Consider the following 12,871-nt stretch of genomic DNA (forward strand, 5'->3'; position numbering starts at 1 on the left):
ATTCGGTAGCTGCTAAATAGTCTCCCATAATTGGTCAGACGGAGACCGTCAGACCTTGTTACCACGATTATTGATAAATTCTAAAAACTCGGAACGCTTGTTTCTTGCAACAGGCACATGTTCCTGATCCTCCATTATTAAGCTACCTTCGTTTAAATATTTAAGCACATAATCCAGATTAATTAAATGCGATTTATGTACCAGATAAAAACCGTCGATATCTAAAAGCTTATTAAAATACCCGATGCTGTTAGAGCTTAAAATAGTATTGCCTTCTGTTAAATATATTTTGGTATAACCGTTCACGCCTTCGCAGCGTACAATGGTGTTTATGGCTACAAACTCTAAGCCTTCCTGCACCGGAATTACAATTTTTCTTTTTGAAAATGATCGGTCTTTAAATTTTCAACAAGGGTTTTGTTTTTTTGCAATGCATTTTTTGGCTGATGTTGTATAAAGCCTTTTCCACAGTGGCTTTCAGGTCAGCATTATCCACGGGTTTTACTAAATATCCTATTGCGCAATGATTAATGGCTTCAAGCGCATAATTATCAAAAGCGGTTACAAAAATAATTTCAAAATCAGGAGTATCAATTTTTGAAAGCACATCAAAGCCGCTCAGTTGTGGCATGGCAATATCTAAAAAAACCAATTCTATTTTTTTATTTGTCAGCAAATCAATGGCCTCTTCCGGCAATTGGGTTTCAGCAATAATGGTTACTTCCGGCCAAAACCGTTGCAATTTATTTCGCAGCGTTACCAGCGCTTTTCGTTCATCATCTATTAAAATGGCTGTTGTTTTCATGTGTAAACTTTTTATGACGATTGCCAGGGATGCACGAATAATAATATCAAATGTATTAATAAGTTGTACGAAGCGTTTTTCTACAACATCGCGCCGCTGTGACTTAGTGAGAAATTATTGGACGATAAGAAAATTACAAACAGTATAAAATATCTTATTCCTGTATTCGTGGCTGTTTCACGAACAAGGTTTTGTTATCACCAAGTTTATCAAGGTGCCGGTTTGTAACGCGTCAATGTCGGCTCTGTCTTTTATGCTGAAATCTATTTCCCATGCTCCGCTTTCCTTCAAAAGCTTTAACCGTTCTTCAAGCACGGCGCTGGAACGTGATTGATAATTTTTTGCAGACTTTTTATACATCTCTTTCGATTTTTTAATGCCGATTCCATCATCTTCAATAATAATTCGATAACTGTTTTTTGAAAGAAATCTGAAATCTAACACAATGCTTCCATTTTCTTTTTTATGAAATATTCCATGGTTTACGGCGTTTTCAACAATAGGTTGTAAAATCATGGTGGGAATAAGTTGCTCTTCAATGTCCAGCTTTTCATCTACTTTAATTTGATAAGAGATTTTATCTTCAAAACGCAATTTTTCAATTTTAAGATAATGATCTAACAAGCCAATTTCTTCTTTAATCGAAATGGATTGCCTTCGGGAATACTCAAAAAACAATCGAATCAATTTTGAAAAATTAGAAAGATAATTTTCTGATAACTCTACTTCGTGACGTTGAATATAATATTGAATAGCGTTTAAAGAATTATGCACAAAATGCGGATTCATTTGCGAGCGCAGCGCTTGCAATTCTAATCTCTTAATTTTCTGAACGGCTTCCTGCCGCTTCAGTTCTTTGCTTTTATAATACCGCACCACGTATAGCACCAATAGTACTAACAAGCCAGCGGCAGCAATACCAAACAATATTTTTGCAGCAGTTGTTTCCCACCATTTAGCAAGTATTTTTATGGTCAATGCTTTTTGAGTAAAGTTGCTGTGCTGATCAGTTACAGCTACTTCAAGCATATAATTTCCGGGGGCAGGCTTGAAAAATTAAGCAGCTGTGTTTGCGTTTCAATCCATTCTTCCTGTTGTGGCAAAAGGCGGTATTTATATACAAGGTGTTGCTGGCTGCCGTAATTCGTCACGTAAAAAGAAACGGTAATATTTCTATTCTCATTTTGTTTTATCGTCAATGTATCTGATCTATTTTCAAAATAGATTTGTAGCGATTTTTTATAAACAGCGTCGTTTGGATCAATTTTAGAAAGACCTGCATCGGTGGCTGCATACACAAAACCATCTTTTAAAAAAATATCATTGATGTTATTTTGAAGCAGACCATCACTTTCGTAAAACGAGTTGGTAATAACCGATTCTGAAAGAGGTGTTTTCAATACCACTTTTTTAACACCTTTATTAGTTGCCAGCCAAAGTACATTGCCTTCGTCGATGATGGTTTGCACACTTAAATCGTCGGTAGCTTTTAAGTGCTGTACGCCGCTGTTGCTGTAGCTATACACGCCACGCCCGTCGGTACCCACCCACAGGTTTTTTGGTGTAGCTTTTAATTCCGTTACCGATGTACCAAGCAATGTGTCTTTAAAAGCTGGCGTTGTTAATGTTTCATTTTTCAGCAGCAATAAACCTTCGGCACCCCCGTGTAAACATGGTTGTTGAAGTCTTCTATTTCAAGCAAACCCTGACGCTCTATTCTTTTTTGTAACCAGAAGCAGTAATATAAATAGCACCCGCACTTAACAAAAAAGAAGTGTCCTGCTTCATCAAAAAGTCCTTGCCTCCGTTCACCTTCCTATAAGTACCACCCCGGTTAATGTTCGGTATCGCTATAAAGCTATTGCCATCATATTGATAAACACCGTTCTGAAAAACAACATAGCCTTTATTTTGCTGCGTAAATATTTTATAGGGCGTGGAATTTTTTGGAGCGATGGTAATGGGTACAAACGTTCCGGTATTGGCAATGTACCGATGTTCATTATCGGTTTCAGAAGCTGTTAAAAATAAATCTTTGGCCTGCCCCAAAACGCTTATTTTTTTCCTTTCAAATAATACAAAGTGCGAAGCTGCGCAGCAGTATACAAAAAGATGCCTTTCTTAAAACTGCAAGCCCAAATATGGCCGCGGCTATCTTTAAACGCATGATGAATTTCTAACGCTTCTGGAAAGGGATGCTTTTCGATAAGCTCAAAACCGGCATTGAAAATGAGCAAATAATTAGGCACACTTATTTGATAAGTATTATTTACAAAAACACATTTTTGGTTAGTGTCAAATGGTTGTATAAAAATATTCAAATCTTTAAAGGCGATATGTTTTAAAGTGTGCGCAATGGTGTTGATGACAATAATGCCTTTATCGTTTATTAAAATAAATAGATTACCAAAACGATATGCGCTTTGACTATCCCGACGAGACAATTGCTCATTTTTTATTTTTTTAAAACAGTTCCATCGGCATTTAAAAACCAAAGCTCGCCGTCTTTGATTAGAAAATATTGGTTGAAAATAAAATCGTACGAAACGGCCGCCGCTTCTGCATTTAATCCATGCTTTTGAAAAACCTGTTGCGATCCTCCGTGATAAAATGTTGCATAATCATTTTGAACTTTAAATTCCGCTCCATCAAATTTATAATAGCCTGCACGCAACCACAGCGCATTGTCAACTTCGTAAATGGGTGCGGGGCTAATCGTTTTGCCATCGCTTGTAGCAAAGTTGTAAATACTATCGTTTAAAACATAACTTTGATATCTGCTTTTAGAAAACACCCATAACCGCTTTTTACCATCTAAATACAATTCCCAAACATCGTTATTGGGCAAGCCTTCTTTTATGGTAAAGGCTTTAAAATTTTTGCCATCAAACTTCACCAAACCCCTATTGGTAGCAAACCACATCACGCCGTCCTTATCTTCCTGCACATCATACACATGATTGGTAGGCAACCCATTTTTTGCGGAATAGTTGGTGGGTTCCTGTGCCGTTGCGCCACAGGCAGCATAAAAATAGATTAGTATGGTTATGACAGTTGTTTTGAAGCTCACATGTTAAAGATAATTTTTTTGTTTTTGGAAAAGATTAGCAACGCCGAAACATGTCTCCTTATAAAATTACCGCTAATGGGTTGCCTTTTGTGAGCAACATTGTTTGAAACAGAACTTACCTTGAGAAACAATATAATCTACCGCTGCATGGCTCGGTTTTGCGAAAGCGTCATGTTATAACTGTCGGAAGCTCTGGAGTCGGTATGTGATGAAAGCTCTACGCTTACACCCGGATTATCTTTCAGAAACTGTACTAATCTGTTCAACTCGGGTTTGGCATCATCGCGGATAAAGTATATATCTAAATTGTAATGGATATTTTGTAGGCGAATGGCTTTGCCGCAATCGGTTTCCTCCATACACATTTATAGTTTTATAAATAACGTTTTATGACGATCATAATTGGCAGAGGATACTTCCACTACCTGAGATAAATATTTATCTTTTTTACCGTACAAGGTTGCGGCAGCTCTTTGCGTCAGATGAAAAATAAATTCGCCCTTATCATCGGTACCTGTTGTTTTTTCAGAGGCATTGGCGTTGTCCTTCATCACTACCGATACACTCGGTATTGGATTAGGCGTATTACATATAACCGCACTTCCTTTCAGTATAAAATTCTCATCGGTGTATAAAATTTCTTTTTGTATGCCGCCAGTTTGCTGACAAAGCTACCGAGTTTGCCTGAAACAAAAACCTTAGGAAGGCTTGGCGTGACAATCGACATGACAGTGTTTACTTAACACAATATCACAACCTTTACAGCATGGCGGCAGCTAATGTTTTGCCTGTTAGGAAACCCATAGGAGGTTTGCCAAAAAAATAATTGCTAGAGCAGTCTTATCAAATAAAAAGGATGCACCAAATTTTATTTGACAAGACTCTTTCTTGAACAGTTTACTGACTACAGTTGCCTGCAATAATTTGCTGGGCTGTAGGGTTATATGCGGCGTTAGTTGCGGTAAAAGTTCCTTTTAGCCCACCATTACTTAATAATGGTCTTAAAATACAATAATCCCTAAGGTTATTTGAGCCAGAAATATACATGTTGCCTCCAATATAGTTTAAGTTTCCTATTCCCGAAATACTAGTAACTGCGTCTACTTGCATATCAAAATTACCCCCTATGTAGTTAAGCGCTGGAAAGTCCGCTGGGGTAAGGTCACCAATTGGCTTATACAAAAAGTTGCCTTCTATACGGTTTAATTTATTTATAATAACAGATGCGTTGAGGTAAGCATCAATTCCTGCATCGCCTTCTATCTTCTCTAATTCATTTAAGTAAAGACTAAGCGAAGAGTTGGACATTGGTCGCCCATGTCGAATACTTAAATTGCCTATTAATTTTAGTTTAGGAATACTGATGCTGCTGGATGGAAGTTGAAAAGGCTGTATTATGTCAATAGATCCAGATTGGCCTGCTACTTTATCATAAATACTTGTAAGGTTAGCAAAGCTTATGTCTGTTAATTTACTTGGTTGGTTGTCAACTCTTGTTAAAATGTACACAGATGCGCAGGAGGTTAGTTTGTCTAATACTATTTCAGAAATATTGGAACAAATTTAATTATAAGCCTCTTTCCTATAGTTCTTAAATTTTGAAGGCCATCTGAACTGGTAATGTGATCCATATTGTCAATAAAAAAATCACCCGTAATGTTTTTTAAGAAAATCAATGGGGATAGGGATGTAATATTGTTGCCGGAAATGGTAAGCGTACCATCGATATCAGTATAGTTTTCAGTTAAAAAGTTATCGACTTCCTGTTGGGTTGATAAATCAAGATTACCTACATATGTTTTTTTTACCGTAATGGTTTCGCAGGTGCTGATTGTACCAGCATCATATTGTTGATTAGAAATAGTAATAGTTTTGGGAGCAGATTGCTTAAACGTTTCTGTGTCGTATATTATTAACTCAGCATCGTTAGTAGCATTATTGGGCAGGCATATAAGACGGCCTCCAAAATCAAACTTCCCGTTTTTAATTATTGTTGTAAATACTTGGCTCTCTTTCTCTACTCTTGCAATGCCATTTGTAATTAGTTGACCAGTGTTGCAATTAACGGCACTACCTGCTATTTTTAATGGTAGTAGTATAGAACCTGCTGTAGAGAAATTGAGCGTTAAGGTGCTGCGGGAAGAGGTGAGCGTAGTTTGAATGGGTGATAAACATGGGTTATCGCCAAGCTTCGCCGATACTTCAACATTCCTTACAGACCCATCGCTATTAACCGGAAAAATCAGGCAGTTATTTGCTGACGCAGAGAGCGTAGTAGTGGCTCTCATGCCACTTTGTTTATCTAAAATTTCTATATTTATGTTTGGTGCCGGCATACCATTAACAGTTGCTGTTAAACAAAATGTTTGTGTAGACATAAATTTATCAGCGTTCCACCAGCTAAAATGTTTTACTTTACCCTCATATTTATTACCTGTTAAAACGCCAACCCCTTCTTCTTTCCATGCTCCTTCTTCTTCATCAAAATACCAAAAAGGAATGGTGTTTGGAGCAGTTGATACTTTAGATGCTGGTACAGGTAGGTTAATGGTGGCTTCTTTGCCTGCAGCCAATTGTAGATAGTTGCCCGCATCGTCTAACAGGTCAATTCCTGCCATGCCATAGCTTTCTAACATGCCCAGCGTATTATTATTTTGCGCAACCAAGTCTCCCGGAACCCGACCTGAATTTGCAGCGTCGGTAGCATCTATATATTTTACGGCCAAATTAATATTGCCAGAATACCCGTTTACTGCATTTGCCGGAAGAGTAATTTTTACTCCTTCGGAGGAAGTAACTGAACCTCCGGAAGCATTAGAGACTGTGCCCGCTATTTTTTGTTCTATTAGTTGTATTTGCATATAATTAGCGTCATCCTTGAGAGGGGTAAACACCCGAAAACTTTTATGAAACCCTTTTTTAATGGCTTTGATGTAAGCTTTTTTTCACTTACTTCAGCATCGTAAAATAATGCGGTACCTAGTGCATTGCTTGTAACGGTTTTGTTACCAATACTAACAGCAACATCTTTTACAGGGTCTTTTTTATTATCTACTACACTTATTACAAAGTTGGAAGTTATCTTCGAACCCAAATCAACGCCAGGCACGACTGGAGGCTGGGGGCTGTGATTATTTTTTTACAAGAGGCTATTAATACTAATAAGGCGCTTATAATAATTAGTTTGGTTTGATATTTTTTCATCTTTATCTTTTTTATACGAACTAAGCCAAAATGATGCAAGCAACAAGAGTTCTTAACTCGTTTTAATACTTTAGTTCATTTATTAAACATTCGTTGGACGAACTTTTATTTTGAATAAATAGCCCTGAGAAGCATAAGGTGTATAAAATTATTTCGCAGGGTATGTCAATCGTGTTTTGATTTTTAATCTCAGTGTTTAGGTGTGATAATTATTTCCAAATCTTTCTATGCATTAAGTTCTTCTAAATGAAAAATGCGTACGACTTACTCCCCGTAAATATGTCTTATCAAAAAAGCCTAATTAGTGAGAGAAAAAGCAATAGAAAATAGCATAATGTTCCAATTGCGTATTTTAGAAAGTGCAGTTGATTTCTAATAATTTTCAATACAAATGTATCTAAATACAAGAAAAAGTTAATAGGTAAGAGAGGAAATGCAATGTATAATCGACGATCGGTCAAATTCGTTTGATGATCGGTAAAAAAAGAAAAGATAGCCTATTCCGTAGGCTATCAATCATAATTATAAAAACTACTACTGCTGCATTTGCTCCATATAAAATCTATACGAATTAGCGCTGGTTGATTTAGCAGGATTATCAGCCTTATAGCTAAAAGCAGGTGGCCCTTGTTTTTCTTCGATAGGCGTTGCCGCTTTATTATCAATAGATACTAATACCTCTAAAACATGATGGGATGAGCCTTTATAAGTTCCCTTAACTGGCGTTACATCAGAAAAATTTCTTCCAACAGCAAGCCTTATATGCCGGTCGCTGGCGATGCAGTTATTGGTAGGGTCAAGGCCGATCCAGCCATAATCAGGCAGGTAAGCTTCAACCCACGCATGAGTGGCTCCTTCGCCTCTGAACTCGTTATTTTTTGGACAAATGTATCCGCTTACATAACGTGCAGGAATGCCGATCCGTCTTAACATCAATAATAAAATATGGGCAAAATCCTGGCAAACGCCCGCTTTCAATCTCCATATTTCATCGACATTTGTTTCCACGCTTGTAATGCCTTGCTTATATTCAAAGTTTTTAAAAATGTATTCTGAAAAAAGTTGTGCATTTTCAAAAGGCGTTTTATTCTTGTCGAAAAGCTCATCCATAAAAACTTTTAGCTCATCAATTTTTTCAAAAGATTCCTGCTGTATAAAATCAATATAGGGAAATTGTCCGCATACAGCGACTAAGCGCGCCCATTGGTCTTCCGCAGGTGCTTCGTTAACCGGACTTATTACTTCATGTGTTATTACTTCTGCCTCCGAAGAGATCAGCAATTCGCTGTGCCTTTCTATAATAGAAAACATGCCTAATTTATTGCCAAAATAATCAGTAAATATTTCAACGTTCGGGTTTTTTGTGATCGTTATCTTGTGGCTTTCCAGACTTTGATGCGCATCCTGTATAGGATATAACATGATCTGGTTAGTACATTCTACAGCTGCACTGCTGTATGTATAACGGGTAATATGTTTAATTTTAAATGATGGCATTTTGTAGTATTATACAATGTTTAATGTATGATGTACGATGTACGCTTTTCTGTCATCCGTCAACTGTGATCTATCAACTCGACACTCAGGTATAACCAAAATAATGCGTATTAAATGCTCGTGAAATCTGTTGCAGATCTGTACGGATTTGGCTTAATAAGCCTTTGATACTTTGTCCGTCTTTCAGATTGCAGGTGCTATACTTTAAGTTATTCAATCCTTTACCAATTAAAAAATCTACATGCTCATAACTTTCCGGAATGCTTTGCGGCTGTAATCTTTTAAAATAACGGCTGATGTGTGCCATGCAATATAAAACTGAATGCACAAAGTCTTCATCATACAAAATCTGTTTCATAATCGTATCGGGCTCCACTATACCTCTTGAAGATTTTAAATAAGCTTCGTAACCAGAAAGTGAATAAAGCAAATATCTTAAAGAGGGTATTGCCGTTTCATGCTTTAGGTCATAATCCACTTCTTTTAGCTTAATATCAGTAACATCTGTTGAAATAATAGCACGCTCAATATAACGACCTGCATTTAAAAAATTGTAAGCCTCACCCCGCGACATGGTTATATTAATGGTGCCATACAAAAACAATCCATGTTTTATCAAGGCGTCAAAAGCTGTTAAAGGATCGCCGTACTTAATATTCTGTCCAATACCCGGTTCACGAATAAGCAAATAATAAGCATTCAGGTTATGCCACATTTCTTTAGTAATATGATCCTGCACAGCCTTTGCATTTTCCCGGGCGCGCGTAATGTTATTGATAAGCGACGCGTCATTATCCCTGTCAAGCATTACATATTCCAGCACCGCACGCGAATTAAATTGAATGGCTTCAATTTGTCCTGCATCGAGGTAGCCGTAAGTTTGCAACACGGGTTTCCAGTTATATTCTTTTATCTCATCCTGAGACGCCACATAATTAGTCCGCAATACCTAAGCAACCCATTCGTTCGCTCCATATAACGGGCCAGCCAAAACACAGATTCTGCAACACGACTTAACATATAATAATATTGAATACTAAATTTTAAATTTCTTTTGAGCCAGCAATAAACAACCATCATCTGTCTTGCCACGCTCGCTTGTACTGCTGTACAAAACTCAGCCTACCTATTCTCAGCGATAAGTTGACAAGTTTACAGGTTTAAATGTTAACAAGAATTATACTTATCAACCTATCAACTTTTAAACTATTGCTCATTGCCTTTTGCATATTACTCATTGCTAACAAGTCTATCAACTGTCATCTATCAACCGTAAACTAAACTTACTCCCCCAGCACCCATGTATCCTTACTTCCTCCGCCTTGCGATGAGTTTACCACCAGCGAACCTTCTCTCAAAGCCACTCTTGTTAATCCGCCAGGCACAATATTAATACCATCCGGGCCATAAAGTGCGAAGGGTCGAAGATCTACGCGACGTGGTTGTAATTTACCATCGATATAACACGGCGACGATGAAAGGTTAATGATCGGCTGGGCTATAAAATTTCTAGGATCTTCAAGAATTGCCTTTTTGTATGCTTCCATTTCCTCTTCAGTAGCTTTGTTTCCCATTAGCATACCATAACCGCCCGATTCGTTTGTCTTTTTGATTACCATTTGGTCCATATTCGAAAAAACAATCGATCGGTTTTCCGGAACATCCAGCTCGTAAGTGGGAACGTTTTTTAAAATCGGTTCTTCATTCAAATAATATCTGATCATCTCCGGCACATAAGAATATACAGCTTTATCATCGGCCACACCATTTCCCATCGCATTCACAATGGCCACATTTCCTTTCCTGTATGCCCAATAAATACCAGGCACACCTAAAATACTATCCGGACGGAAAGTAGAGGATCAATCAATAAACTCATCATCTACTCTTCGGTAAATAACATCCACCTTTTGAAGGCCGCTGGTTGTTTTCATATACACATGATGGTTTTCAACAACCAAATCTCTTCCTTCCACCAATTCAATTCCCATTAGGCGTGCAAGTGTTGTATGCTCGAAATAAGCAGAATTATAAACGCCCGGGGTTAACAACACAACTGTAGGATTACTAACTTGTCTGTTGGCAAGGCCCAGCAGGTTTTTAAGTAATAAAGATGGGTATTCAATTACACGCCTTACGTTATTGCGTGGAATAAGATCAGGAAATATTCGGAAAGTAATGCTTCGGTTTTCAAGCATATATGATACACCTGAAGGTGTTCGCAAATTATCTTCCAAAACATAAAAACTTCCATCTGCATCGCGGATCAGGTCAATGCCGGCAATATGCGAGTAAATATCGAAAGGGACATCAACGTTCATCATCTCCCTCAAAAAAAGAGGACATGAGTAAATGAGTTTTGCCGGAACAATACCATCTTTAATAATGAACTGCTGGTGATATACATCTTTTAAAAATATATTAAGGGCTTTGAGGCGCTGCTTCACGCCAGCTTCGATAACACTCCATTCTTTTGCTTCGATGATGCGCGGAATAATGTCAAACGGAAAAATCTTTTCTACTCCTTCATTGTCGCTGTATACCGTAAATGTTATTCCCTGGGTCATGAAAAGCTTTTTTGCCAGCTCATCTTTTATTCCCATTTCTTCAGGTGGCAACCCATCAATGATGTTTACCAGATGGCGATAGTTCTCACGCACTCCATTGTCGCCCATCAATTCATCCCAAACATCGGATTGTATATTATAAGATTCTAAAATCTTTGGTGACATCATAAGCGCATATCAATTTTTGCTTTAAAAATGGAATATATATAAAATAGATATAATTGCCAAACCGTTTATTAGCCCCAAAATGGGCGGCTAAAACAAATTATTTAATTAAATATATTTATGATGCACAAAAAATATAATCCCTAACCAATCCGATAATTACGCGTTTGGTAAGTATGTCGTAACATTTTTTATTTAAAAAACTTGCTTTCAACAATCAGGTTTTTATGTACGTTTGAGGCATGAATGAATTACCATCCATTTCCTTTCAAAAGGCAGCGAGCATTCGCGAATACCAGGAAAAGAAATTATCCGACTTGCTTGGCTATCTACAAACTCATTCTGTTTATTACAAAAAATTGTTTGCTGATCATAACATTAATATCAGTGAAATAAGTAGCATTGACGACCTGCAAAAAATACCGCCAACAGAAAAGGAACATCTCCAACAGAAAAATGATGAATTTCTTTGCGTTGCAAAAAATAAAATAATAGAATATACAGCCACATCGGGCACCGTTGGTAGCCCGGTGACTATTGCTTTAACCGAAAACGATCTGCAAAGACTTTCATATAACGAATACAGTTCTTTTGTTTGCGCCAGCGGTACTTCTGAAGATATTTATCAATTGATGCTTACGCTGGATAGGCAATTTATGGCGGGAATGGCTTACTACAGCGGCATACGGAAATTGGGCGCCGGCGTGGTACGTGTTGGTCCCGGTGTTCCATCTTTGCAATGGGAAACTATTGAACGCCTTAAGCCAACTGCAATTGTTGCGGTACCTTCTTTTATTGTTAAGCTGATTCAATACGCAGAAGATAATGGCATTGACATCAATCAATCGTCGGTGAGAAAAGCAATATGTATTGGAGAAAATATCAGAAGCGAAGATCTGGAACTAAATATACTTGGTAAAAGAATTACTGATAAATGGAATATACAATTGTTCTCTACTTACGCTTCTACTGAAATGCAAACCGCTTTTACAGAATGTGAAGCAGGTAAAGGAGGACACTTAAATCCAGAATTACTTATTGTGGAATTACTCGATGAAGACGGAAATGTTGTAACAAATGGCCAGCCGGGAGAAGTAACGATAACTACACTTGGCGTGGAAGGTATGCCCTTGCTGCGTTACAAAACCGGAGATATATGTAAAGCTTATACCGAGCCTTGCAGCTGCGGCAGGCAAACATTGCGTTTGTCGCCGGTAATTGGCAGAAAAAAGCAAATGATCAAATACAAGGGAACTACGTTGTTTGCGCCCGCGCTGTTTGAAATTATTTATAAAATAGATGCGATTAAAGAATATGTTGTAGAAGTATATAGTAACGAAATAGGTACCGATGAAGTGTTACTTTACATTGTTGCTGAAAATAATTTGGAAGAAACGCATAATAAAATAAAAGCCTATCTACAGGCCCGGCTGCGCGTAACGCCGCATATTAAATATATTGATGCCGATACAATGCAGCAAAAGCAGTTTCCGGATGGTGTAAGAAAACCGGTAAAGTTTGTAGATAAGCGGTAATGAGTCTGGGCCTTAATTTATATGATTT

Annotated in this window: 13 protein-coding genes and 2 pseudogenes; 1 reads left to right on the forward strand and 14 read right to left on the reverse strand. The window is 37.6% G+C overall.

Features of this window, described 5'->3' with window-relative positions; genetic code table 11:
* Positions 1-48: 48 nt before the first annotated feature.
* The 14 genes and pseudogenes from MKP09_RS22845 to MKP09_RS22910 form a co-directional block, all read right to left on the reverse strand.
* The gene (locus tag MKP09_RS22845; RefSeq protein WP_240832817.1) at positions 49-360 is read right to left on the reverse strand and encodes a LytR/AlgR family response regulator transcription factor; all 312 of its coding nucleotides are present in this window, start codon (positions 358-360) and stop codon (positions 49-51) included.
* A 37-nt stretch (positions 361-397) separates the two neighbouring features.
* Positions 398-805: a LytR/AlgR family response regulator transcription factor gene (locus MKP09_RS22850; protein ID WP_240832819.1), complete on the reverse strand. Its 408-nt coding sequence runs from the start codon at positions 803-805 to the stop codon at positions 398-400.
* A gap of 177 nt (positions 806-982) precedes the next feature.
* Positions 983-1,834 carry a sensor histidine kinase gene (locus MKP09_RS22855; RefSeq protein ID WP_240832823.1) on the reverse strand — a complete coding sequence of 284 codons (852 nt, stop codon included), beginning with the start codon at positions 1,832-1,834 and terminating at the stop codon, positions 983-985.
* On the reverse strand, positions 1,822-2,451 hold the full coding sequence (locus MKP09_RS22860; RefSeq protein ID WP_240832824.1) for a hypothetical protein: 630 nt from the start codon (positions 2,449-2,451) through the stop codon (positions 1,822-1,824). The genes MKP09_RS22855 and MKP09_RS22860 overlap by 13 nt, the downstream gene beginning before the upstream one ends.
* A 67-nt stretch (positions 2,452-2,518) precedes the next feature.
* Complete coding sequence (locus MKP09_RS22865) at positions 2,519-2,854, reverse strand: hypothetical protein (RefSeq protein ID WP_240832825.1); 336 nt, start codon at positions 2,852-2,854, stop codon at positions 2,519-2,521.
* Positions 2,855-2,859: 5 nt separating this feature from the next.
* Positions 2,860-3,249 carry a hypothetical protein gene (locus MKP09_RS22870; protein ID WP_240832826.1) on the reverse strand — a complete coding sequence of 130 codons (390 nt, stop codon included), beginning with the start codon at positions 3,247-3,249 and terminating at the stop codon, positions 2,860-2,862.
* An 11-nt stretch (positions 3,250-3,260) separates the two neighbouring features.
* A complete protein-coding gene (locus tag MKP09_RS22875) occupies positions 3,261-3,875 on the reverse strand; it encodes a two-component regulator propeller domain-containing protein (protein WP_240832827.1) in 615 nt (204 codons plus the stop codon).
* A 137-nt stretch (positions 3,876-4,012) separates the two neighbouring features.
* Positions 4,013-4,234 (reverse strand): OmpA family protein, encoded by a 222-nt coding sequence (locus MKP09_RS22880; protein WP_240832828.1) that lies wholly within the window; start codon positions 4,232-4,234, stop codon positions 4,013-4,015.
* A 6-nt stretch (positions 4,235-4,240) separates the two neighbouring features.
* Positions 4,241-4,429, reverse strand: a complete 189-nt coding sequence (locus MKP09_RS22885) for a hypothetical protein (RefSeq protein WP_240832829.1) — start codon at positions 4,427-4,429, stop codon at positions 4,241-4,243.
* A gap of 343 nt (positions 4,430-4,772) precedes the next feature.
* Positions 4,773-5,384 carry a hypothetical protein gene (locus tag MKP09_RS22890; protein ID WP_240832831.1) on the reverse strand — a complete coding sequence of 204 codons (612 nt, stop codon included), beginning with the start codon at positions 5,382-5,384 and terminating at the stop codon, positions 4,773-4,775.
* A 29-nt stretch (positions 5,385-5,413) separates the two neighbouring features.
* On the reverse strand, positions 5,414-6,769 hold the full coding sequence (locus tag MKP09_RS22895; RefSeq protein ID WP_240832833.1) for a hypothetical protein: 1,356 nt from the start codon (positions 6,767-6,769) through the stop codon (positions 5,414-5,416).
* A gap of 844 nt (positions 6,770-7,613) precedes the next feature.
* Entirely contained in the window at positions 7,614-8,576 is a 963-nt protein-coding gene (locus tag MKP09_RS22900; protein ID WP_240832835.1) for a transglutaminase family protein, read from the reverse strand.
* 85 nt (positions 8,577-8,661) lie between these two features.
* A pseudogene (locus MKP09_RS22905) lies at positions 8,662-9,656 on the reverse strand (alpha-E domain-containing protein).
* Between the two features lie 203 nt (positions 9,657-9,859).
* Positions 9,860-11,311, reverse strand: a pseudogene (locus MKP09_RS22910) (circularly permuted type 2 ATP-grasp protein).
* 239 nt (positions 11,312-11,550) lie between these two features.
* Here MKP09_RS22910 and flxY point away from each other — a divergent pair.
* The gene (gene flxY / locus MKP09_RS22915; RefSeq protein ID WP_240832839.1) at positions 11,551-12,843 is read left to right on the forward strand and encodes a flexirubin biosynthesis putative acyl-CoA ligase FlxY; all 1,293 of its coding nucleotides are present in this window, start codon (positions 11,551-11,553) and stop codon (positions 12,841-12,843) included.
* Positions 12,844-12,871 lie beyond the last annotated feature (28 nt).

Source organism: Paraniabella ginsengisoli, from assembly GCF_022513635.1.
Classification (GTDB): Bacteria; Bacteroidota; Bacteroidia; order Chitinophagales; family Chitinophagaceae; genus Niabella; species Niabella ginsengisoli.

What these genes read in the sequence shown, in the direction of transcription:
- MKP09_RS22850 (WP_240832819.1), bottom strand. Translation starts at nt 805, where the DNA reads ATGAAAACAACAGCCATTTTAATAGATGATGAACGAAAAGCGCTGGTA.
- MKP09_RS22855 (WP_240832823.1), bottom strand. Translation starts at nt 1,834, where the DNA reads ATGCTTGAAGTAGCTGTAACTGATCAGCACAGCAACTTTACTCAAAAA.
- MKP09_RS22880 (WP_240832828.1), bottom strand. Translation starts at nt 4,234, where the DNA reads ATGGAGGAAACCGATTGCGGCAAAGCCATTCGCCTACAAAATATCCAT.
- MKP09_RS22900 (WP_240832835.1), bottom strand. Translation starts at nt 8,576, where the DNA reads ATGCCATCATTTAAAATTAAACATATTACCCGTTATACATACAGCAGT.
- flxY (WP_240832839.1), top strand. Translation starts at nt 11,551, where the DNA reads ATGAATGAATTACCATCCATTTCCTTTCAAAAGGCAGCGAGCATTCGC.